Source organism: Faecalibacterium prausnitzii (assembly GCF_003324185.1).
In the GTDB taxonomy this organism is placed as follows: Bacteria; Bacillota; Clostridia; order Oscillospirales; family Ruminococcaceae; genus Faecalibacterium; species Faecalibacterium prausnitzii.
In genome coordinates this window covers 1-20,583 of record NZ_PXUP01000012.1, presented here as the reverse complement: position 1 = coordinate 20,583, position 20,583 = coordinate 1, and the positions used below count along the sequence as shown (strand labels likewise).

The following is a 20,583-nucleotide window of genomic DNA, read 5'->3' as shown; positions in this document are numbered from 1 at the left end:
TCCTATCAAAGCTGCGCCAGCAGCTCGTCGATCTTTTCCTTTGTGGCAAGCCCAAGGCTGAAAGCCGTTGCGCTGCCGCAGGCCGTGCCCAGACGCAGTGCCTGCGCGTAGCTGCGGCTTTGCAGATACCCGGCCACAAAACCGGCCACCATGCTGTCGCCTGCGCCCACGCTGTTGACCACCTTGCCCTTGGGGCAGCCGATGCGGTGCACCTGTCCCTGTTCGTCCAGCAGCAGCGCACCGTCCCCGGCCATGCTTACCAGCACGTTGCGCGCGCCCTTTTCCTGCAAAGTGCGGGCAGCTGCCACGATCTCTGCGTCAGTGGTCAGTACCTTGCCTACGATCTCGCCCAGCTCATGGTTGTTGGGCTTGATGAGGAAGGGGTGGTAGGGCAGCACGTTTACCAGCAGGTCGCGAGTGGCGTCCACCACCGCGCGCACGCCCCTGCCCTGCAGCCGCGCCAGCAGCCGCTCGTAGACGCTTTGCGGCAGGCTTGCCGGGATGCTGCCTGCCAGAATAAGGATATCGCCCTCGGCCAGCTTGTCCAGCTGGGCTTCCAGCTGCTGCAAAGCGCTTTCCGGGATGGCAGGGCCTGCGCCGTTCAGCTCAGTCTCCTGCCCGGCCTTGATCTTGACGTTGATGCGGGTCATGCCGTTTTCCAGATGCACAAAGTCGGTCTTGAGCCCCTGTGCCGCCAGACCGCGCTCCAGCCATGCGCCGGTCTCCCCGGCCACAAAGCCCAGTGCCACGCTCTCGCAGCCCAGCTGCGCCAGCACGCCGGACACGTTGATGCCCTTGCCGCCCAGCACGCAATCCTCGCCTTGGGCGCGGTTCACTTCACCCACCTCCAGCGGTGCGTCCAGACGCACAACGTAATCAATAGCCGGGTTAAAAGTAACGGTGTAGATCATGCTTCTGCCTCCTTTACGAACGTATACTGCTTATATTTCGGGTTCGGGCAGCGGTTGGTCAGGATGGCACCGCCGTGCAGGTCCGTGATGACCGCCGGGTAAATTTTAGCAAATTTGGCGTCATCCACAAGGAACCAGCTTTCCCGGGCGCGGCGGACGGCAGCGGCCTTTACCGCTGCTTCCTCGGGGTCCGGGGTGGTAAAGCCCGCCTCCAGCGCCACGCCGTTGGCACCCATGAACGCTTTGGTGAAGTTATACTGCTGGATGCTGCTGACCGCCGGAGCGCCCACGATGGCTTCGGTCTGGGGGCGCAGCAGCCCGCCGGGAAGATACACCCGACAACCCTTCTGCGCCAGCAGCCGGGCGTGCGCCACGCCATTGGTCACATAGGTGGCTTTGAGCGCCACACCCGTCAACGCCCGCACCAGCTCCAGCGTGGTGGTGCCTGCATCAATGAATACAAAATCCTCGGCAGCAATGAGCGCTGCGGCGGCTGCGGCAATGCTGCGCTTTTCGGCTACCGCCAGCGTCTCCTTAGCCTCCATGGTAGGCTCGTCTGCCAGAAAGCGGCTGTCCGGCAGGGTGGCCCCTCCGTGTACCTTGGTCAGCCTGCCCTGCCGGTCCAACTCGGTCAGGTCACGCCGGATCGTGGATTCGCTGGTGTGCAGCGCCTCACACAGCTGCTGCACCGTCACGGTGCGCTGCTCGTTCAGCTGCTCTAGGATCAGCGCAAAACGTTCCTCCGCCAGCATGGTGTCTTTTTCCTTCTTTCCTTCCCACGCCTGACCGTTTCCGCACGGTCTTGGCGTGTTTTGGTTGTTTGCATCTTTATTATAGCAAAAATCTTGTCAAAATCAATCAGCTTCGGTCATTTTCGATCACAAAGAATTTTCATCATTTTTGTGCAGAATTTCCAACGCCTTGGATACAAGAGCTTTTTGCACGCAAAAAGACCACCGCACTTGTGTATGCGGTGGTCTTTTCTGCGTTTATGTGACCGGTCGCGACCGGTTTTTGTGCTCCGGCTGGTTTACCTCAGGCATCCGAGCGGGAGTAGGCGTTCTTCATCTGGCTGCTCAGCTCAAACAGGACTTTGTCCAGTGTGTCGGCGGCCTTCTCCTGCAGCATGGCGGCGATGGCGGTGTTGGCTTCCTCCCGCAGGGCAGCGCGGCGGGCAGCGTCCGGCTCGGCGGCAAGCTTTGCATCGTACCCGTTCACCAGTGCACGGGCTTCGGAGAGCACGGCCTCCTCATAGCGCTCGAGGTGGAAGAGGGATTTATTATAGGAGGCGTCTGCCATGGCGGCAATCAGACGGCTGGTCCAGTAGAAGTTATCGGTGGACACGGTGCCGGTGGTGTTGGCCAGATACTCCGGGGTACGCTCCACGTTGGCGTAGAAGGGCACCATGGTGTTGAAGGCGTTGGAGGCATAGGCCACCCACTCCACAGCGCGGGATTCCTCCGGCTGGTCGGGACGCATCTGCAACAGCGCCATAAAGTCGTTGCGGTTGATGCCGATGGAACGGTACGCACCCTTTGCGGACTTGTCGCCGTAGCTCAGGTAGGGATCATAGGGGGTGCCCTGATAGTGGCTGGACAGCATATACTTGATGTCCTCCGGGGTCACCTTGCGCTCCGGCACCATGCACCACGGCAGGTCGTCAGACATGGGGGTGTAGTCGGCGTCGGCACCCTCCCACACCCATGTGCGGGGGTTGAGGTAGCGCAGCATATACCATGCACGGGGGGTGTTGTAAACGTGGTCGGCGTCATCGTGGCTACCAAAGGCGTCCCGGGGGTTCAGCGCGCCGTCCAAAGAAAGGTCGAGGTGATTCTTGGCAATGAACTCCCGCAGGTCGGCAGAGCAGAGGTAGTTTTCCTGTGCACCGAAGGCATCTTCCAGATCAAAGGTGTCGATGCCCAGCTGGTTGGGCATGACCACATACACATCGTCCGGCACGCGGCGGGCGATCCAGTGGTGACCGCCGATGGTCTCCAGCCACCAGATCTCGTTTACGTCCTGAAAAGCGATGCCGTTCATCTCGTAAGTACCGTACTGTTCCAGCAAGCTGCCCAGACGCAGCACGCCCTCACGGGCAGAGTGGATATAGGGCAGCACCAGATAGACGATATCCTCCTCGCCAATGCCGCCGGGCACCTCGGGCTTTTCACCCTTGGCGGGCTGATACTCCACCAGCGGGTCTGCGCCCAGCACGCGGGGGTTGGAGGTGATGGTCTCGGTGGCGGTCATGCCCACATTGGCGGCGTTGACACCGGAAGCCGCCCAGATGCCCTTGCCCTCCACGGCGTTGGGCATAGCGGTAAACCGTAGAGCGCCTTCCGGCAGGGGGATCTCCACATGGGAGAGGACGCTGCGGTAGGTCTTGGGCAGATCCTCCGGGTGGATCACGGTAAATTTTTTAGCGGTGAAATGGCCGGAGCCGGAGTCATCGTTGCGGGCGATCATGGTAGAGCCATCGTACGATGCTGCCTTGCCGACCAGAATGGTAGTGCAAGCCATAGGTTTTCCCTCCATATTCTATAATGTGACTCTATTGTAGAACTTTTGCAGCGGAATTGCAACCGGGAAACAAAAACCGCCGCGCTGCGTACCACGGCAGAGCGGCGGGAGATGGAATGCTTTTTTCAGGCTGTTACTGGGCTGCCCAGTAGAAATCCTCGCCGGGCAGCGTACCGCCCACGGCGGCAGGGTCGGCATCGTAGAGCACCTGCAGGTAACCGGAGACGTCTGCTTTCAGTTCCTCGCCGGTCAAGCAGACGATGTTGCAGTTGGGCAGTGCCTTTTTGGCAATGGCGGCTTTTGCCACCACGCCCTGCTCCTCGCACAGGGCGGCGGTGCCGTCCAGATCGGTGTTGGCGGCGTTCACGCTCTGGGCGTAGTCTGCCAGAAAGGCGGCTACCACGTCCGGGTGCTCCTCGGCGTAGGCCTTGCGCACCACGGTCACACCGGTGATCAGCTGGGTGTCTGCCACCTTGTCCCACTCGGCGGTCAGGTCAAGGGCTACCCGCAGGGTGTCGTCCTTCAGCCCGGCAGCGGTCACATAGGGCTGGGGCAAAACGGCAATGGCATCCTGCGTGGTTGCCATCTGGGCGGTCACCTCGGTAGCCTCGCTGTAATACTGGATGTCCACATCCTTGTCCGGGTCAAGGCCGTTGGCGGTAAGCAGATAGCGCAGCACATACTCCGGGGTAGTGCCCTTGCCGGTGGACAGGATGGTGCGTCCCTTGAGGTCGGCCATACTGTGGACTGTGTCGCCCTGCTCCACCACATACAAAACGCCCAAAGTATTCACCGCCACGGCCTGAATGCCGCCGCTGGTTTTCTGGTACAGGGTCGCAGCCAGATTGGCCGGGATGGCAGCCATGTCCAGCTCGCCCTTGATGAGCAGCGGCACGATCTCATCCGCAGCGCCGTAAAGCTGCAGATCGTAGTCCATGGCGGCAGTACTGGCCTGCTCCATCGAGAGCAGATTGACAAGCCCCATGGTGGTGGGGCCCTTCAGGCCCGCAATGCGCAGCGGCTCGGTGGCAGACAGCGGCGCTGCGGTCTCTTTCTCAGAAGCAGCCGCAGAGGAAGCAGCCTCGGACACCACCGTGCTGGAAACGGCAGAGCTTGCGCTGCCGCCGCAGGCTGCAAGGCTCAGTGCAAGGCTGAACGCCAGCAGTAAGGACAGGATCTTTTTCATGAAATACTCCTTTTCACACCCGGCACGCCCCAGTACGGGAAGCGGAAACCGGTCTTTTTTTGAAAAATTTTGCAAAATCATTTGCTTTGCGCGTTCCAGTTTACTATAATAGGGGTAAAAATACCGTTGCGTGCGCAACGTAATTGCAGGAGGCTGCGGAGAACGCTATTTTCTCTGCGGAGTTGCGATGAATAATTATCTGCCGCTGTTACAAACCACCACGCTGTTCGCGGGGCTTTCCGCTGCGGAGCTCAGCACGCTGCTGTCCAGGCTGGGGGGCAGTGTGCGCAGCTACGGCAAGGGCGAAGCCCTTGTGCTGGCGGGGGAGCCCAGCCGCCGGGTGGGCATCGTGCTGTCCGGCGAGCTGGAGGCCTACCGCCCGGCACCGGGCGGGGTGCGCATCCCCATCGCCCAGGTAGAGCCGGGCGGGGTGTTCGGGGACGTGCTGGGAGGCTCCAGCCTGTCCAGCCCGGTCACCGTGCTGGCTGCCGCCCCCTGTGAGGTGCTGCTGCTGCCCTACGAGCGGCTGCTGCTCTCGGACGGCAGCCCCGCCCACCAGCGGGTGGTGCAGAACCTTGTGCGCACCATCAGCGATAAATATTTTTCCCTCTCCCGCCGCATCGACCTGCTGGTAATGAAGAGCCTGCGCGCCAAGGTGGCGGCCTATCTGCTCAGCGAGGCCGCCCGCGCCCACAGCCTGACCTTCAGCATCCCCTTCTCCCGCATCCAGCTGGCGGATTACCTCAACTGCGACCGCAGCGCCCTTTCCCGGGAGTTGAGCACCATGCAGAAGGAAGGGCTCATCGACACCTACCGCAGCAGCTTCAAGCTGCTGGAGCCGGATGCCTTGCAGCAGATGGTGCAGTGACCATCTGACTACTTTTATCAATAAGGAGCGATAAAACAATGTCCAAGCCCGTACTCTGGATCGTGATTCCCTGCTACAACGAGGAGCAGGTACTGCCCATTACAGCACCCATGTTTCTGGAAAAGATCCACAGTCTGACCGCACAGGGGCTGGTCAGCGATAAAAGCCGGGTGCTCTTTGTCAACGATGGCTCCCGCGACAAAACGTGGGAGCTGATCCAAGGCTTTGCCGCACAGGACGAGCACTATATCGGCATTTCCCAGAGCCGCAACCGCGGCCACCAGAACGCCGTGCTGGCGGGGCTGATGGAGGCACTGCACAGCGACAGCTGCGACATCACCATCTCCATCGACTGCGACGGTCAGGACGACATCAACGCCATGGACGAGATGGTGAAAAAGTATCTGGACGGTGCCGAGGTGGTGTACGGTGTGCGCAGCCGCCGGGACACTGACACCTTCTTCAAGCGGTTCACCGCCGAGGGCTTTTATCATGTGATGAACGCCTTGGGCGCGGATATCGTGTTCAACCACGCAGACTACCGCCTGATCAGCACCCGCGTGCTGGAAAGCTTTGCGGATTACAAGGAGGTCAACATCTTTTTACGCGGCATGGTGCCGCTGGTGGGCTTTGCCCACGATGTGGTCACCTACGAGCGCCACGAGCGTCTGGCCGGCGAGAGCCACTACCCCCTGAGCAAGATGCTGGCGCTGGCTTTTGACGGCATTACCAGCCTTTCCAACAAGCCTATCCGCATCATCACCGGAGCGGGCATCGTGGTGAGCCTTGTCAGCTTTATCGGGGTCATCTGGGCCATCGTGTGCGCTGCCATGGGCAGCAGCGTGGCAGGCTGGGCCTCCACCGTCTGCATCGTCTGCTTTATGGGCGGCGTGCAGCTGGTGTGTCTGGGCGTGATCGGTGAGTATATCGGCAAGATCTATATGGAAACAAAGGCCCGCCCGCGCTATATCATCTCGGAGCGCACATGGGCTCCCTACGAAAGGAAATATCACGGATGAGCAAGCAAAGTTGGAAGGGCAGCACCCTTTTGAACCCGGAGCCGCCGGTACTGGTATCCTGCGGCGGGCTGGATAAGCCCAACCTTATCACCATCGGCTGGACAGGCACCATCTGCACCCAGCCCAGCATGGTATCCATCAGCGTGCGCCCGGAGCGGTACAGCCATCAGCTGCTATGCGAGAGCGGGCAGTTTGCCATCAATCTGCCCACTGAAAAGCTGGTGCGCGCCATCGACTGGTGCGGCGTGAAGAGCGGCCGCGAGGTGGACAAGTTTGCCGCCTGCGGCCTGCACGCCGCCCCCGGCAGCGTGCTGACCGACTGCCCGGTGCTGGAAGAAAGCCCGGTCAATCTGGAGTGCCGCATCACCCAGCGCATCCCGCTGGGCAGCCACGACCTGTTTTTGGCCGAGGTGGTGGCCTGCGATGTGGACGAGAGCCTGCTGGACGAAAAAGGCAAGCTGTGCTTGGACAAGGCAAACCTCATCGTGTACAGCCACGGCGAGTATCTGGCCCTTGGCAAAAAGCTGGGTTCCTTTGGTTACAGCGTGCGGAAGAAAAAGCCCGCAAAACGCAAGAAACAGTAAAGGCAACTCCGCAAAAACAAGTACAGCAAGGCTGAGCATCCGAGAAAGTCAGGTGCTCAGCTTTTTCCATTTTCGCAGGCAGCAGCTTCGGCTCTATAATAAAAGCTTTCTTTCTGCCGAATCTGCCCAGAGCAGCGCAGCAGGCATTTTCAATCGTCCGATTCCCGTTGCATTCCGTCCGATTTTGTGATATACTCCCTACTGCTGTGCTTTTTTGTACAGTATCCTCAAAGAGCAACTTAGGATTTTAGGCTCCCCGGTGCCACTCGAGCGGCGCTGGGCAAAACCCACAGGAGCTGGCGGTTCCTGTGCGGTCAAAATCAAACCGCTGGAGTATTATCATGAATCAGAATTCTTCCGTCCGTAAGCTGGTGCACTGCGGTGTAGTGGCAGCCATCTATGTGGTGCTGTGTCTGGCACTGCAGCCCCTTTCCTATGGTGCTGTGCAGGTGCGTGTGGCCGAGGCTCTGTGCCTGCTGCCCGTGTTCGGTGCAGAGTACATCGTGGGCGTGGTGCTGGGTTGCTTCCTGGCAAACCTGCTGGGCTCCACCATCGTGGATGTGATCTTTGGCACACTGGCTACCCTGCTGGCCTGCCTTGTCACCTACAAGTTGCGCAATGTGCGCTTCAAGGGTCTGGCCATTGCCGCCAGCCTGCCCCCGGTGCTGTTCAACGCGGTGATCATCGGCATTGAGATCGCCGTGATGTTCCCGGACCCCACGTCCAGCGCCCCCATCTGGCTGGCCTGCATCACCAACGGCATCTCGGTGGGCATCGGCGAGCTGATCAGCTGCACCGTGCTGGGCGTTGTGCTGGTAAAGCTGATTGAGAGCAACGCCGCACTGCGCAAGGTGTTTGTGACGGAATAACGCAAGGAGGTTTCCATGCAGCCAAACGGTATGATCTTCTGGGACTGGAACGGTACCCTGATGGACGATGTGGATTTTACCCACAGCTGCCTGAACTGGATGCTTGAGACCCACGGCTACCCCCAGCGGTACGATCTGGCAGCCTACCGGGAGCTGTTCGGCTTTCCCATTGAGGACTACTACCGCTGTGCCGGGTTCGATTTTGCGCGGCACCCCTACCCGGAACTTGCCGCACGCTTTATGGAGCACTACAACGCCGGTGTGCCCGGCTGCGCTGTAACGGCACACGCCGTTGACACCCTGCAAACGCTGGCTCGCATGGGCTGGCAGCAGGCAGTGCTTTCCGCCTCCCGCCGTGATTACCTGATCGAGCAGGTATCCGCCCGGGGTCTGCAAGGCTTTTTTACCGAGTTGCTCGGCCTTGCGGACATTTACGGCGTAAGCAAGGTACAGCTTGGCACCGATTATCTGCGCCGCACCGGCATCGACCCGGCGGCCTGTGTGATGGTCGGCGACACAGACCACGATGCCGCAGTGGCTGCGGCCATCGGTGCAACTTGTGTGCTGTACACCGGCGGGCACCAGTCCCGCGCCCGGCTGGAAAAGGTCAGTCCCTACGTCATCGACGACCTTGCCCAGCTGCCCGCACTGCTGGAAACGATATGATATTAGTGGCTCAGAAACGCCTGTCGGTGTTTCCGAGCCACTTTTTTACAGCCTGTTCTCGCAAAAGCAAAAAAAGACCAGTACACAAATGTGTACTGGTCTTTTTGGTCGGAGCAGCGGGATTTGAACCCACGGCCTCCTCGTCCCGAACGAGGCGCGCTACCAACTGCGCTATGCCCCGAAAATACCGCAGCTTATTCGGCTGCGGTAACTGGTTGGGGATGAGAGAATCGAACTCCCACAAGTAGAGTCAGAGTCTACCGCACTACCACTATGCAAATCCCCAATATTCGGTTGTGTCAGCCGCGCCGTGCGTTGCTGACAAGGGATATTATACACGCCGGCGGGCTGCTTGTCAACCATTTTTTCAGTTTTTCTGCAAAAGTTTTCGCAGCGGTTTTCCGATGCACACAGGCTTGTAATTTTTTGGTTTTTCTCTTGACAGCACTCCCCTTTCGGAATACTCTAATACTATAAAAAGGTAGGATCCCGGTCAGCCCGGCACCCTTTGCCGGACCGTTCGGCTTTGCCTGAATGATAATGAAAGAGGGTATTTGAATGAAAAAACGTGTTGGTATCCTGACCTCCGGCGGCGATTGTCCGGGCCTGAACGCCACCATCCGCGGCGTTGCAAAAGCACTGTACGCCCGCATGGGAGATAACGTGGAGATCGTGGGCATCGCCAACGGTTACAGCGGCCTGATCAACGGCGACTACCGTGAAATGAACGAGGACGACTTCCGCGGCATCCTGACCTTAGGCGGCACCATTCTGGGCACCAAGCGCACCCCCTTCAAGCTGATGCGTGTGGTGGAGGACGACAACATTGATAAGGTCGCCGCCATGAAAAAGACCTACAAGGCGGCAAAGCTGGACTGCCTGCTGTGTCTGGGCGGCAACGGCACCCACAAGACCGCCAACCTGCTCTCTCAGGAGGGGCTGAACATCATCGGCCTGCCCAAGACCATTGACAACGATATCTACGGCACCGATGTGACTTTCGGCTTCCACACCGCTGTGGATATTGCCACAGACGTCATCGACCGCATCCACACCACCGCCGGCAGCCACAGCCGCGTGATGTGCATTGAGATCATGGGCAACAAGGCCGGCTGGCTTACCCTGTACTCCGGCATTGCCGGCGGTGCGGACATCATTCTGCTGCCGGAGCTGCCCTACGATATCGACCGCGTGTGCGAGGCCGTGGAGCGCCGTGCCAAGAAGGGTTCCAACTTCTCTATCCTTGCCGTGGCCGAGGGTGCCATCAACACCGAGGAAGCCCGCATGAAGCGCAAGGACTGGATGGCCAAGCGCGCCGAGGCCGGCCTTGGCACCACCGCCACCAACCGCATTGCACAGGCCGTGCAGAAAAAGACCGGCATGGAGACCCGCGTGTGCATCCCGGGTCACATGCAGCGCGGCGGCAGCCCCAGCGCCTACGACCGTGTGCTGGCCACCCAGTTCGGCAGCTATGCCGCACAGCTGGTGGAGGTGGAGCGCTACGGCGTGACCGTGGCCATGGTAAACCGCCGGGTGACCGAGAACCGTTTGGCAGACATTGCCGGTAAGGCTCGCAATGTGCCCGAAAACTGCGAGCTGCTGAGCGTGGCACGCCGCATGGGCGTCTGTCTGGGTTAAGCCCTGCCTGCAAGCGGGAACACTGAGAAAAGCGAGACACCGGAAAGTCTGCTGACTTTCCGGTGTCTCTTTTTATGTTATGGGCAGCGCAAAAGGGTTGGCGAGCGGCTTTTTACGGTAAATTTTGCCGTTGAAGCTGCGCTTTCTGTCCCAAGTGCGCAAAAAAGGTTGTCAAAACAGGAAAAACAGGGTATGATAAGAGCTGGATCGCAAAGCTGCGGTCCTTCAATATTGTTAAAGGAGTGTGCTTTGTTATGCGCGCCTATGAACGACTGCTTGATTACGTCAAGGTCTACACCACCTCGGACCCAGAGTCCGGCACCCATCCTTCCGCTGTGCGGGAGTTTGATCTGGCTCACAAGCTGGTGGAGGAGCTGAAGGCTCTGGGCGTAGAGGATGCCCGGGTGGACGAGCACTGCTACGTCTACGGTTCCCTGCCCGCCACCCCCGGCTGCGAGGAAAAGCCCGCGCTGGGTCTGATCGCCCACATGGACACCGCCCCGGATGCCAGCGGCGAGAACGTGAACCCCATCCTGCACGAGAACTATGACGGCGGCGACGTGGTGCTGCCCGCCACCGGCAAGGTGATGAAGGTCTCCGCCTTCCCCTTCCTTGCCTCCATGAAGGGCGAGACCCTGATCACCACCGACGGCACCACCCTGCTGGGTGCAGACGACAAGGCCGGTGTGGCTGAGATCATGACCGCTGTGGAGACCGTTATCCGCGAGGGCCGCCCCCACGGCAAGCTGTGCATCGGCTTTACTCCGGACGAGGAGATCGGCGAGGGTGCCGACCTGTTCGATATCCCCGGCTTTGGCGCAGACTTTGCCTACACAGTGGACGGCGGCGATGCCGGCGACATCGAGTACGAGAACTTCAACGCCGCTGCCGCCACCGTGACCATCCACGGCTTCTCGGTGCACCCCGGCTCTGCCAAGGACACCATGATCAACGCTTCCAACGTTGCCATGGAGTTCCACGGTGCCCTGCCTGTGATGGCACGTCCCGAGACCACCGAGGGACGTCAGGGCTTCTACCACCTGTGCCAGATGTACGGCGACGTTACCACCGCAAAGCTGGGCTACATCCTGCGCGACCACGATGCCGCCAAGCTGCAGTTCAAAAAGGACAATATGCAGGACATTGCCGATTACCTGAACGGCAAGTACGGCGCAGGCACCGTGGAAGTGGAGATCAAGGACAGCTACCGCAATATGCTGGAAAAGATCAAACCCCACTTCCACCTCATCGAGACCGCCCATAAGGCTGTGCGCATGGCCGGTCTGGAGCCGGTGGAGGTGCCCGTGCGCGGCGGCACCGATGGCGCTACCCTGAGCTGGATGGGTCTGCCCTGCCCCAATCTGGGCACCGGCGGCTTCAACTTCCACGGCGTATGCGAGTGCACCACCGTGGAGCGGATGGACCGCTGCACCGAGATCGTGCTGAATATTATCTCCCTGTACGCAGAGTGATCTGCTTTTTCTGCGAAAAAACTTTCAGCGTGAAAACGGTCTGTCCCTATCGTTCAACATAAAAGCGGCGGCTGCACAATGCTTTGTGCAGCCGCCTGTTTTCATTTAACCTACGTTGATATGCCCCACCGGCATGATCTTGCGCTTGTTGTCGTCCGGTTTGGCAGTCAGGCTCATGGCAAAGGCCACCGGGCCTACACGGCCCATGAACATGACCAGCATATACAGGATCTTTGCCCCGTTGTTCAGCTGGCTGGTTACGCCTACGGAAAGGCCCACCGTACCAAAGGCCGAGCAGGACTCGAAGATGGCATCCACCACGGACACGGCGTCCGAGGTGTTGTAGTACACCACAATGGCCGAGCCGATGACCGCCACAGCGCCCAGCACGATAATGGTCAGGGCGCGGTAGACGGTCTTGGACTCGATATGATGGTCAGCGATCACACAGTCATCGCGTCCCTGCGCCACGCTGCGGATGGTCAGGATGATGACAGCGAAGGTGGTCACCTTCACGCCGCCGCCGGTAGAGCCGGGCGCTGCGCCGATGAATTGCAGCACGCTCATGAGCAGCTTGCTCAGGGTGCCGCAGGAGGCCAGATCCACGGTGTTCATGCCGGCGGTACGGGTGGATACCGACTGGAACAGTGAAGCCATCACCTTGCCGGGCACCGACAGTCCGCCCAGCGTGGCGGGGTTGTTCCACTCCATCAGTCCCAGCCCCAGCGCGCCGCCCAGCCACAGGATCACCGAGAAGGACAGCACCACCTTGGCGTGCAGGGACAGGCGGCGTTTCTGGTACCACTGGCACAGCTCCACCCAGACCATAAAGCCCAGACCGCCGGAGATGATCATGAAAATGATCACCGCCTGCACATAGTAGTTGTTGACATAGGGCACCAGCGAGGAGTACGCCCCGAACCGGCCGAACAGGTCAAAGCCCGCATTGCAGAAGGCCGAAATGGCGGTAAACACGCTGATCCAGACGCCCTCCAGCCCGAACTGCGGCACAAAGGCGAACATCAGCAGCAGAATGCCGATGCCTTCAAACATCGCTGCCAGCCCCACCACGATCTTCAGCACGCTTTTGGCCTGATCGTAGCCGTCCGCCGAAACGCTTTCGCCCAGCAACCGCAGATCCCGGAAGCCCATGCGCCGGCGCATGGCCAGCGCAAAAAAGCTGGTAAGGGTAACAAGACCAAGGCCGCCCACCTGAATGAGCAGCAGCACCACCGCCTGCCCGAACCATGTGAACTGCGTCCACGTATCCCGCACCACCAGACCGGTGACGCAGGTGGCGCTGGTGGCTGTGAACATGGCGTTGAGCACATCCAGCCGTCCGTGCCTGCTGGCAATAGGCAGGGTGAGCAGCAGCGTGCCCAGCGCGATCACGATAATAAAGCTGACGCAGATGATCTGGGTCGGGGTGCTCAGTCCCAGCTTTCTTCGCCGAACTGACCTCTGGTGCCGCAGCCTTTTGCGGATATTTTTTATCTTTTCCATAGCATCCTCCCTGTGCAGCACACAGCCGCTTTGCATTCCTTTATAGCATACACCATTTTGCCCGCAGGTTCAACTTGATTTTACAGCTCGGTTGCGGTATTATAATATGGTACTGTATTTTTGGGGTTTTCTGCCCCAAGGATGCAGAACTGTGTCTCCGTAGCTCAGCTGGATAGAGCGTCCGCCTCCTAAGAATTCGGTCAACCTGATACCTTGGGGGCAGAAGTGATTGCTCTAATCAAAAGCAAGACCGGGAATCGAAGTTTTCTCAACAATTTTTGATGCAACAAGTTTAACACCGTTCCGGTTGCAACGCAGTCGGTCACTTCGTTGTGAAAAGCATTCCATACAAAGTGCAGAAAAGTCAAAAATCAACGATAATACATATATGTCTCTATACCTCAGCTGGATAGAGGGTTCGCCTCCTAAGAATTCGGTCAACCTGATACCTTGGGGGCAGAAGTGATTGCTCTAATCAAAAGCAAGACCGGGAATCGAAGTTTTCTCAACAATTTTTGATGCAACAAGTTTAACACCGTTCCGGTTGCAACGCAGTCGGTCACTTCGTTGTGAAAAGCATTCCATACAAAGTGCAGAAAAGTCAAAAATCAACGATAATACATATATGTCTCTATACCTCAGCTGGATAGAGGGTTCGCCTCCTAAGCGAAACGCCCCCGGTTCGAACCCGGGTAGGGACATCCTTTTAAGAAATGCGAAGGTCATTTTTCCATGTGAAAGACGATCTTCGCATTTTTCATTTTGAACCTATCACCAAAATTAGCCAGCTAATGCCATTAGCAGAATTTTCAGCTCCAGCTAATAAAATCGGCTTTCCAGCTAATGAAGCCTCATAAAGCGCCTTTTGAACCCTGTTTTCTGGCTCTCTGCTAAGATTGGTAAACGCTTTCCTGTAAATCCATGTAAATACAAGATAATCTGTGTGAATCTATTTTCCACCTTTCTGCTGGAAGCCGTGCAAAACACTTTTCTCCATACATAGCGCGTTCACTCGCTGTTCTCTCGGAACAGAAAGAGGAACGCGCTTTTTTGTTTTCGGGCCGAACTTCCCGAATCCACCAAAGGAGGGTTTACCGATGAAAAAAGTTCTGACCGTCACGATCGACGGTATCCGCTACCATGCTTCCCGCCCGGCAGATTGCCAGCACTGCTTCTTCTGGAAGAATCGAAAGAAGGGCTGCGTTCTCGGCAAAGAGAACTGCTACTACCTGATCGAGCCGCCCAAAGGCCCCAGCAAGTGCGAAGGGTGCCCCTACAAGCGGGCAAAGCCCTGTGTGCTGGTTCCCTGCTACAAAGACCTGATGGCACCGCTGGAGAAACGAGGTGATGCCAAGTGAGCCACAAGCGAAACGAAGCTCTGCGCCATGTTCAGCACTCCATGCACCATGTGATCGCCGCTGGCGAAGGTTCCGACCGTGCCCCGGACAGTTGCAAGCTGTGCCCGTACTATCGACCCGATTTCAAGTTCCGCACCTGCCTGTATGCCCACTGCCCTTATAAGAAGCAGGTCAATGTATTCCGTTCCACACCTGAAAAATGGGATATTCTCTATGCCCGAAAAAAAGCCGACAAGAACCGCAGACCTTGATTACTTCTATGGGCAGTCCAGCGAGCTGTTCTCCTTCTACCGGATTCCCAAGCTGTTGTTTCAGGATAGCCGCTTCCAACCGCTTTCCACAGATGCCAAAACCCTGTACGGTATCCTGCTGGACCGCATGAGCCTTTCAGCCCGGAATGGTTGGTTGGACAAAGCTGGGCGGGTGTTCATCATCTATACTGTGCAGGAGGTGCAGGATTCACTGGGCTGTGCCGATAAAAAGGCGACCAAGCTGCTGCGAGAACTGGAAGAGTACGGCCTGATTGAACGCAAACGGAGGGGGCTGGGCAAGCCCGATCTCATCTATGTGAAGAATTTTTCGTCAGAATCGTCAAAACTACGCTTTCTGAATCGTGATAATGACGATTCTGGAGTCGTCCAGAATACGCTTCAAGACCCGGCCAAACTACGATGTAATAAGACTGATAGAAATAACACAGAGGTAAGCGATACTGATCCTATCTATTCCGATGAAAACGACTGGATGAGCAAACGCGCCCAACTGGAAGAATATTTTTCACGTTCTTTGGAGATGGACCTTCTTCTCCGGCTTTACCCGGATGATGAAGATACCCTCTACCAAATCGTGGATTTGCTGGTGGATACCTGTGCCACCAACCGCAAGACGCTGCGCATTGCCGGGGACGATAAGCCCGCCGAGGTGGTACGCAGCCGGTTTATGAAGCTGAACGCCGACCATATTTGCTTTGTGCTGAAGTGCCTTGCAGAGAACAGCAGCCCGATCCGAAACATGAAACAGTATCTGCTTGCTTCTCTATATAATGCACCCACCACAATGCAGCTTTTCTATCAGAACCAAACCAACCATGACTTAGCGATGCGGAGGTGATGAAAATTTCAAAGAAAGCAACCACAATAGCCATCGTCAACCAGAAAGGCGGCACCGGCAAGACCACCACCTGTGAAAATCTGGGCATCGGGCTGGCGATGGAGGGCAAAAAGGTTCTGTTGGTGGACGCTGACCCGCAGGGCAGCTTGACCATCAGCATGGGCTGGCAGCAGCCCGACGAACTGCCCACCACCCTTTCCACCCTGATGGCAAAAGCCATGAACGATCAGAGCATTCCGCCCGGTGAAGGCATCCTGCACCATGCGGAGGGCGTTGACCTGATTCCAGCCAACATCGAATTGGCAGGGATGGAAGTGTCTCTCGTTAACTGCATGAACCGGGAAAAAATGCTGAAACAGGTGTTGGAAGGTGCGAAGCATGAATACGATTTCATTCTGCTGGACTGCACCCCTTCCCTTGGGATGCTGACCGTAAATGCACTGGCGGCGGCAGACACCACCCTGATTCCGGTGCAGGCGCAGTACCTGTCTGCAAAGGGTCTGGAGCAGCTTTTGCAGACTGTGCAGAAAGTCCGGCGGCAGATCAACCCCAAGCTGAAAATTGAGGGCATCCTGCTGACTATGACCGACAGCCGCACCAACTACGGGCAGCAGATTGACAACCTGATTCGAGGTGCCTATGGCAGCAAGATCAAGGTGTTCGACCAGACCATTCCCCGGTCTGTCCGTGCTGCGGAAATCAGTGCCGTGGGTAAGAGTATTTTCCAGCACGACCCCAAAGGCAAGGTGACAGAAGCCTACCGCTCTCTGACAAAGGAGGTGATGGCGAATGCCGAAAAACAGCTTAAACGTGTCGCTGAAAGGGGCAGATGACATCTTCTCCACCGAAGAATCCCGACAGGAACAGCAGCGGGAACAGGTTCAGCAAATTCCCATCGGGGAGCTGTTCCCTTTCAAGAACCACCCCTTTAAGGTCTTGGATGATGAGTCCATGCAGCGCACGGTGGAAAGCGTAGAACAGTACGGCGTGCTTTCTCCGCTGATTGCACGTCCACGCCCGGAAGGTGGCTACGAGATCATCTCTGGGCACCGCCGTCAGCACGCTGCACAGCTTGCTGGGCTGGATGCCCTGCCTGTCATCGTCCGTCAGATGGATGATGATGCCGCAGTTTTGCTCATGGTGGACAGCAATCTCCAACGTGAAAACATCTTGCCCAGTGAAAGAGCTTTCGCCTACAAAATGAAGCTGGAAGCAATAAAAAATCAAGGTGCTAGGTCGGATTTAACTTCTGGACAAATTGTCCAGAAGTCGAAGTTGTCCATTGAACGGGTTGCGGAAGATGCTGGCGAGGGATATAAAACCGTCCAGCGTTTTATCCGCCTGACCAACCTTATTCCCGAATTGCTGGACATGGTAGACGAAAAGAAAATTGCCTTCAATCCCGCTGTGGAGTTGTCCTATCTGGACGAAAGCCAACAGCGGGATTTTTTAGAAGCGATGAACGACACCCAGAATGCGCCGTCCCTTTCCCAAGCGCAGCGGCTTAAAAAGCTGGCGCAGGAAGGGCACTTCTCGTATGACGTTGCCTTTGCGGTCATGGGAGAAGAGAAAAAGGACGAGCTGGACAAAGTGGTCATCAAAAACGACACCCTGCGGAAGTATTTCCCGCGCAGCTACACCCCGAAACAGATGGAGGACACTATCATCAAGCTGCTGGATCAGTGGCAACGCAAACAGCAGCGGCAGAATGAACGCTAACACACATTTTGAATGTAAGACCCAACCGGGTCTTTCTTTTTTGCAAAAATTAGGAGAAAAAGCACTATGAACACTACTATTGATCTCAAGACCGCAAAGACCATCGAAGCCATGAACCAGAAGATCAACCACATGGACAATGCTGTGACCGACTTCTTCAACAAGATGAGCGATGTGCTGGAGCGGCAGCTCGGCGATGATGAAGTTTACGCCGCCGTGATTGCCCCGGAGATCGAACTGACCATCACCCCGCTGGCGAATGTTCGCAGTTACCTGCCTTGCTTCGATGAAGCAGATTCCTGCTACAGCATCAGCGAAGATGTGCCGCTGGCTCTCTGTTACGACCCTCGTCAGGTCATCACACTGGCTGGAAAGCGTTACCTGTCCGGCGCAGTCATCTTTGTACGCTACGACACCGATGGCAATTTTGTTGCACTTACCACCGCCGACCTGTACCTGATCCAGTGTTATCTGGGCGAGAACAGCGTCCCTCTGATGGCTGGCCGCGAGAAGATGGTCTGCATCTGCATTGACTGAGAGGTGCAGCATGGATACCGAAATGACCCGCTATGAGAGTTTCGCAGAAGTCACGGAGGACTTTTACTGTTCCGCCGTTGATGTTTTGAAGATTCTGGTTCTCCGTCTGCACGACTACCATGCTCGTTGCTTCCATTCTCTGCGGGATGCTCTGTACGACTATTTTTCTACCGATGCCGCACCGCATACTCATGCCAATGTTTCCACTAAGCATATCGTCACCGCGTCTAGCGCTCCTCGTCCTCCCTAAGAGGATTCTTCTCACAGTTCAGTCAATGTAGGAGGTTTGCTATGAATTTTATTTATTCGTTTATCATTTTTGAAGCTGGTGCCTTTTTCGGCCTCTTTGTGGCAGCTCTGTTGAACGCCGCCCGTGCTGGGCAGGAAATCACTATCAAATTCGAGGAGGAAGATAATGGAACAGACCGAGAACACCTTGTCGGTGCTGAAAATTGCGCCGGGGCAGTATCCGCAGCAGGTCGAGATCGATAACGACCTGAAAGCATTGCAGCAGGCTGTCGGCGGCTCCATCGGCGCAAGCTACCCTTTTGAAGATCCGGTTGCCATCGTCTACAACGATGACGGCAAGCTCATGGGTCTGCCGCTGAACCGTGCCCTGTGGGACGAGGACGGGCTGATGTACGATGTCATTGCCGGAACCTTTCTGGTGGTGGGGCTGGGAGAGGAGGATTTTGTATCGCTCTCTCCGGAGTTGGCGCAGAAGTATGAAGAAGAATTCCATCAACCCGAAGCCTTTCTCCCTCTGGGGCATCGCCTGATGGTCATTCCGGTTCCGGATGAATCGGTTCAGAATGACGCAGAAAAGGCTGTGAGTAAGCCCCCGGTGGAACATGACCGTTAAGCTGAGGTTCTCTCAGGGAGGTGGTGACAATGCAGGAAGAAATCGAGCATAAGACGGTCAACCTTGCCATCTCGACCACAAAACTGTCTGCGCGCACCCTGCTGCGTGGGATGCAGTTTCTGCTACGGCAGTACGACAAGAACGCTTCGCAGGGCAAGCAGTCCATGAAGCGGCTGGTACGGCAGAACCGTGGCGTGACCAATGTGGAGATCCAGAAAACCGGCATCAAGGATTTTGACCGCTATGCTAAGCGGTATCACATCGACTACTCCATCCAGAAAGACCTGTCCTGCACGCCGCCCCGGTATCTGGTCTACTTCAAGGCACAGGACACGGACGCTTTGAGCGCAGCATTCAAGGAATATTCGGCATCGGTGCTGGATAAAACCAAGCGTCCTTCCGTGCTGGCAAAGCTGCATGATCTGGCACAGTCCGTTGCAAATCTGCCGGACAAAGTGCGGCACAAGCAGGAGGAGCGCGGCCTATGAGCAAAAAGAAACTTTCCAAGCTGCTGGCGCTCTATCTGCCCTATGTGGTAATTGGCTTGCTAGCCACCAATCTGGGCGAGGCGTGGCGGCTGGCCGTGGGCAAGGAACTGGGCGATAAAATCGTATCGCTGATGGGAACTATCCCGGCAGCGTTTGCCAATCCGCTGCCCAGCCTGCACCCATTTGACTTGTTCATTGGTCTGTGCTGCGGCGCTGGAATGCGGCTGGCGGTGTACCTGAAAGGCAAAAACGCCAAGAAGTACCGTCACGGCATGGAGTACGGCTCCGCCCGGTGGGGCACTCCGAAGGACATTGAGCCGTTCATGGCACCAAAGTTCGCCGACAACATCATCCTAACCAAAACGGAACGGCTGATGATGAGCAACCGCCCACCGAACCCCAAGAATGCCCGGAATAAAAACGTGCTGGTGGTGGGCGGCTCCGGCAGCGGTAAGACCCGGTTTTGGCTCAAGCCCAACCTTTTACAATGTCACAGTTCCTATGTGGTCACCGATCCGAAAGGTAGTATCGTGATCGAGTGCGGCAATGCCCTGTTACAAAAGGGCTATAAGCTAAAGATTTTCAACACCATCAACTTTTCCAAGAGTATGAAATACAATCCAATGGCCTATATCCACAGCGAAAAGGATATTTTGAAACTTGTCACCGCACTGATGACCAACACCAAAGGTGAGGGTCAAGGTGGCGACCCTTTCTGGGACAAGGCCGAACGGCTTTTGCTGGTTTCATTGATTGCCTATCTGCATTATGAAGCCCCGGTTGAGGAGCAAAACTTCGCAACACTGTTGGAAATGTTGAATACTATGCAGGTGTCTGAGGACGATGAAACTTATCAGAATCCGATAGACCTGTTGTTTGAGGATCTGGGTAAGAAAAAACCAAAATCCTTTGCAGTGCGGCAGTACAAACTTTACAAGCTAGCTGCCGGCAAAACGGCCAAGTCGATTCTTATTTCCTGCGGTGCCCGGCTCGCACCCTTCGATATTCAGGAAGTCCGGGATGCCACCATGTACGATGAGCTGGAACTGGACAAGCTGGGTGACCGGAAAACGGCGCTGTTCCTTATCATGAGCGATACGGACAGTACATTTAACTTCCTGATCTCCATGATCTACACACAGCTTTTCAATCTGCTCTGTGATAAGGCAGATGACCAATACGGCGGCAAACTGCCAGTCCATGTGCGGTGCCTGATCGATGAGTGTGCTAACATCGGTCAGATTCCGCAGCTGGAAAAGCTGGTGGCTACCAT

General features: G+C 56.9%; 23 protein-coding genes, 3 tRNA genes and 1 riboswitch. Of the genes, 19 read left to right on the top strand and 7 right to left on the bottom strand.

All coding sequences use genetic code 11. The annotated features are described in order from the left end of the window. Window positions 1–5: 5 nt before the first annotated feature. The 4 genes from pfkB to C7J97_RS09275 all read right to left on the bottom strand — a co-directional run bounded on the left by pfkB (window position 6) and on the right by C7J97_RS09275 (window position 4,617). A complete protein-coding gene (gene pfkB, locus C7J97_RS09290) occupies window positions 6–911 on the bottom strand; it encodes a 1-phosphofructokinase (RefSeq protein ID WP_097782447.1) in 906 nt (301 codons plus the stop codon). Further along, window positions 908–1,663: a DeoR/GlpR family DNA-binding transcription regulator gene (locus C7J97_RS09285; RefSeq protein WP_015536840.1), complete on the bottom strand. Its 756-nt coding sequence runs from the start codon at window positions 1,661–1,663 to the stop codon at window positions 908–910. Before C7J97_RS09285 ends, pfkB begins: the two co-directional genes overlap by 4 nt. Window positions 1,664–1,946: 283 nt before the next feature. Next, window positions 1,947–3,431 (bottom strand): C69 family dipeptidase, encoded by a 1,485-nt coding sequence (locus tag C7J97_RS09280; RefSeq protein ID WP_113992853.1) that lies wholly within the window; start codon window positions 3,429–3,431, stop codon window positions 1,947–1,949. A gap of 133 nt (window positions 3,432–3,564) precedes the next feature. Continuing rightward, a complete protein-coding gene (locus C7J97_RS09275; RefSeq protein WP_113992852.1) occupies window positions 3,565–4,617 on the bottom strand; it encodes an ABC transporter substrate-binding protein in 1,053 nt (350 codons plus the stop codon). A 187-nt stretch (window positions 4,618–4,804) separates the two neighbouring features. Between C7J97_RS09275 and C7J97_RS09270 the strand changes: the two genes are divergently transcribed. The 5 genes from C7J97_RS09270 (at window position 4,805) to C7J97_RS09250 (ending at window position 8,623) form a co-directional block, all read left to right on the top strand. Continuing rightward, a complete protein-coding gene (locus C7J97_RS09270; protein WP_015536843.1) occupies window positions 4,805–5,485 on the top strand; it encodes a Crp/Fnr family transcriptional regulator in 681 nt (226 codons plus the stop codon). 38 nt (window positions 5,486–5,523) lie between these two features. Then, window positions 5,524–6,504 (top strand): glycosyltransferase family 2 protein, encoded by a 981-nt coding sequence (locus C7J97_RS09265; protein WP_055186158.1) that lies wholly within the window; start codon window positions 5,524–5,526, stop codon window positions 6,502–6,504. Further along, entirely contained in the window at window positions 6,501–7,088 is a 588-nt protein-coding gene (locus C7J97_RS09260) for a flavin reductase family protein (RefSeq protein WP_113992851.1), read from the top strand. The genes C7J97_RS09265 and C7J97_RS09260 overlap by 4 nt, the downstream gene beginning before the upstream one ends. A 232-nt stretch (window positions 7,089–7,320) precedes the next feature. Next, window positions 7,321–7,422: riboswitch (PreQ1-III riboswitch) on the top strand. A 7-nt stretch (window positions 7,423–7,429) separates the two neighbouring features. Continuing rightward, window positions 7,430–7,957: a QueT transporter family protein gene (locus tag C7J97_RS09255; protein WP_005924938.1), complete on the top strand. Its 528-nt coding sequence runs from the start codon at window positions 7,430–7,432 to the stop codon at window positions 7,955–7,957. A 15-nt stretch (window positions 7,958–7,972) separates the two neighbouring features. After that, a complete protein-coding gene (locus tag C7J97_RS09250; RefSeq protein ID WP_015536844.1) occupies window positions 7,973–8,623 on the top strand; it encodes an HAD family hydrolase in 651 nt (216 codons plus the stop codon). 105 nt (window positions 8,624–8,728) lie between these two features. Here C7J97_RS09250 and C7J97_RS09245 read toward each other — a convergent pair. Together C7J97_RS09245 and C7J97_RS09240 are read right to left on the bottom strand one after the other, a co-directional pair. Further along, window positions 8,729–8,804: transfer RNA gene (locus C7J97_RS09245), tRNA-Pro, on the bottom strand. Window positions 8,805–8,835: 31 nt separating this feature from the next. Next, window positions 8,836–8,909, bottom strand: a tRNA-Gln gene (locus C7J97_RS09240). A 272-nt stretch (window positions 8,910–9,181) separates the two neighbouring features. On the opposite strand from C7J97_RS09240, the gene C7J97_RS09235 reads away from it, so the two are divergent. Both C7J97_RS09235 and pepT read left to right on the top strand, forming a co-directional pair. Then, entirely contained in the window at window positions 9,182–10,261 is a 1,080-nt protein-coding gene (locus tag C7J97_RS09235) for a 6-phosphofructokinase (RefSeq protein WP_113992850.1), read from the top strand. Window positions 10,262–10,515: 254 nt separating this feature from the next. Beyond that, window positions 10,516–11,733, top strand: coding sequence for a peptidase T (gene pepT, locus C7J97_RS09230; RefSeq protein WP_113992849.1), 1,218 nt, complete (start codon window positions 10,516–10,518; stop codon window positions 11,731–11,733). Window positions 11,734–11,838: 105 nt separating this feature from the next. On the opposite strand, the gene C7J97_RS09225 is transcribed toward pepT, so the two are convergent. Then, window positions 11,839–13,236 (bottom strand): TrkH family potassium uptake protein, encoded by a 1,398-nt coding sequence (locus C7J97_RS09225; RefSeq protein WP_113992848.1) that lies wholly within the window; start codon window positions 13,234–13,236, stop codon window positions 11,839–11,841. 627 nt (window positions 13,237–13,863) lie between these two features. Between C7J97_RS09225 and C7J97_RS09220 the strand changes: the two genes are divergently transcribed. The 12 genes from C7J97_RS09220 to C7J97_RS09170 all read left to right on the top strand — a co-directional run. Continuing rightward, window positions 13,864–13,937, top strand: a tRNA-Arg gene (locus C7J97_RS09220). Between the two features lie 396 nt (window positions 13,938–14,333). Then, on the top strand, window positions 14,334–14,594 hold the full coding sequence (locus C7J97_RS09215; protein ID WP_113992847.1) for a hypothetical protein: 261 nt from the start codon (window positions 14,334–14,336) through the stop codon (window positions 14,592–14,594). Further along, window positions 14,591–14,845, top strand: coding sequence for a hypothetical protein (locus tag C7J97_RS14855; protein WP_005924919.1), 255 nt, complete (start codon window positions 14,591–14,593; stop codon window positions 14,843–14,845). Before C7J97_RS09215 ends, C7J97_RS14855 begins: the two co-directional genes overlap by 4 nt. Beyond that, a complete protein-coding gene (locus tag C7J97_RS09210; protein ID WP_113992899.1) occupies window positions 14,808–15,704 on the top strand; it encodes a DUF6017 domain-containing protein in 897 nt (298 codons plus the stop codon). Before C7J97_RS14855 ends, C7J97_RS09210 begins: the two co-directional genes overlap by 38 nt. Next, window positions 15,704–16,537: a ParA family protein gene (locus C7J97_RS09205; protein ID WP_113992846.1), complete on the top strand. Its 834-nt coding sequence runs from the start codon at window positions 15,704–15,706 to the stop codon at window positions 16,535–16,537. The genes C7J97_RS09210 and C7J97_RS09205 overlap by 1 nt, the downstream gene beginning before the upstream one ends. Beyond that, window positions 16,494–17,423: a ParB/RepB/Spo0J family partition protein gene (locus tag C7J97_RS09200; protein WP_113992845.1), complete on the top strand. Its 930-nt coding sequence runs from the start codon at window positions 16,494–16,496 to the stop codon at window positions 17,421–17,423. Before C7J97_RS09205 ends, C7J97_RS09200 begins: the two co-directional genes overlap by 44 nt. A gap of 66 nt (window positions 17,424–17,489) precedes the next feature. After that, the gene (locus C7J97_RS09195) at window positions 17,490–17,960 is read left to right on the top strand and encodes a hypothetical protein (RefSeq protein WP_113992844.1); all 471 of its coding nucleotides are present in this window, start codon (window positions 17,490–17,492) and stop codon (window positions 17,958–17,960) included. 85 nt (window positions 17,961–18,045) lie between these two features. After that, window positions 18,046–18,210, top strand: coding sequence for a hypothetical protein (locus C7J97_RS09190; RefSeq protein ID WP_242983485.1), 165 nt, complete (start codon window positions 18,046–18,048; stop codon window positions 18,208–18,210). Window positions 18,211–18,251: 41 nt separating this feature from the next. Continuing rightward, window positions 18,252–18,452 (top strand): hypothetical protein, encoded by a 201-nt coding sequence (locus C7J97_RS09185; RefSeq protein ID WP_113992842.1) that lies wholly within the window; start codon window positions 18,252–18,254, stop codon window positions 18,450–18,452. Then, window positions 18,376–18,822 carry a DUF3846 domain-containing protein gene (locus tag C7J97_RS09180; protein ID WP_113992841.1) on the top strand — a complete coding sequence of 149 codons (447 nt, stop codon included), beginning with the start codon at window positions 18,376–18,378 and terminating at the stop codon, window positions 18,820–18,822. Before C7J97_RS09185 ends, C7J97_RS09180 begins: the two co-directional genes overlap by 77 nt. A 29-nt stretch (window positions 18,823–18,851) precedes the next feature. After that, window positions 18,852–19,310 carry a PcfB family protein gene (locus C7J97_RS09175; protein WP_113992840.1) on the top strand — a complete coding sequence of 153 codons (459 nt, stop codon included), beginning with the start codon at window positions 18,852–18,854 and terminating at the stop codon, window positions 19,308–19,310. Continuing rightward, on the top strand, window positions 19,307–20,583 hold a 1,277-nt coding region (locus C7J97_RS09170), incomplete at its 3' end, for a VirD4-like conjugal transfer protein, CD1115 family (RefSeq protein ID WP_113998222.1). The genes C7J97_RS09175 and C7J97_RS09170, both read left to right, overlap by 4 nt.

What these genes read in the sequence shown, in the direction of transcription:
- C7J97_RS09250 (WP_015536844.1), top strand. Translation starts at nt 7,973, where the DNA reads ATGCAGCCAAACGGTATGATCTTCTGGGACTGGAACGGTACCCTGATG.
- C7J97_RS09260 (WP_113992851.1), top strand. Translation starts at nt 6,501, where the DNA reads ATGAGCAAGCAAAGTTGGAAGGGCAGCACCCTTTTGAACCCGGAGCCG.
- pepT (WP_113992849.1), top strand. Translation starts at nt 10,516, where the DNA reads ATGCGCGCCTATGAACGACTGCTTGATTACGTCAAGGTCTACACCACC.
- C7J97_RS09200 (WP_113992845.1), top strand. Translation starts at nt 16,494, where the DNA reads ATGCCGAAAAACAGCTTAAACGTGTCGCTGAAAGGGGCAGATGACATC.
- C7J97_RS09215 (WP_113992847.1), top strand. Translation starts at nt 14,334, where the DNA reads ATGAAAAAAGTTCTGACCGTCACGATCGACGGTATCCGCTACCATGCT.
- C7J97_RS09280 (WP_113992853.1), bottom strand. Translation starts at nt 3,431, where the DNA reads ATGGCTTGCACTACCATTCTGGTCGGCAAGGCAGCATCGTACGATGGC.
- C7J97_RS09175 (WP_113992840.1), top strand. Translation starts at nt 18,852, where the DNA reads ATGCAGGAAGAAATCGAGCATAAGACGGTCAACCTTGCCATCTCGACC.
- C7J97_RS09205 (WP_113992846.1), top strand. Translation starts at nt 15,704, where the DNA reads ATGAAAATTTCAAAGAAAGCAACCACAATAGCCATCGTCAACCAGAAA.
- C7J97_RS09225 (WP_113992848.1), bottom strand. Translation starts at nt 13,236, where the DNA reads ATGGAAAAGATAAAAAATATCCGCAAAAGGCTGCGGCACCAGAGGTCA.
- C7J97_RS09255 (WP_005924938.1), top strand. Translation starts at nt 7,430, where the DNA reads ATGAATCAGAATTCTTCCGTCCGTAAGCTGGTGCACTGCGGTGTAGTG.
- C7J97_RS09195 (WP_113992844.1), top strand. Translation starts at nt 17,490, where the DNA reads ATGAACACTACTATTGATCTCAAGACCGCAAAGACCATCGAAGCCATG.
- C7J97_RS09275 (WP_113992852.1), bottom strand. Translation starts at nt 4,617, where the DNA reads ATGAAAAAGATCCTGTCCTTACTGCTGGCGTTCAGCCTTGCACTGAGC.
- C7J97_RS09180 (WP_113992841.1), top strand. Translation starts at nt 18,376, where the DNA reads ATGGAACAGACCGAGAACACCTTGTCGGTGCTGAAAATTGCGCCGGGG.
- C7J97_RS09270 (WP_015536843.1), top strand. Translation starts at nt 4,805, where the DNA reads ATGAATAATTATCTGCCGCTGTTACAAACCACCACGCTGTTCGCGGGG.
- C7J97_RS09210 (WP_113992899.1), top strand. Translation starts at nt 14,808, where the DNA reads ATGCCCGAAAAAAAGCCGACAAGAACCGCAGACCTTGATTACTTCTAT.
- C7J97_RS09265 (WP_055186158.1), top strand. Translation starts at nt 5,524, where the DNA reads ATGTCCAAGCCCGTACTCTGGATCGTGATTCCCTGCTACAACGAGGAG.
- pfkB (WP_097782447.1), bottom strand. Translation starts at nt 911, where the DNA reads ATGATCTACACCGTTACTTTTAACCCGGCTATTGATTACGTTGTGCGT.
- C7J97_RS09185 (WP_113992842.1), top strand. Translation starts at nt 18,252, where the DNA reads ATGAATTTTATTTATTCGTTTATCATTTTTGAAGCTGGTGCCTTTTTC.
- C7J97_RS09235 (WP_113992850.1), top strand. Translation starts at nt 9,182, where the DNA reads ATGAAAAAACGTGTTGGTATCCTGACCTCCGGCGGCGATTGTCCGGGC.
- C7J97_RS09285 (WP_015536840.1), bottom strand. Translation starts at nt 1,663, where the DNA reads ATGCTGGCGGAGGAACGTTTTGCGCTGATCCTAGAGCAGCTGAACGAG.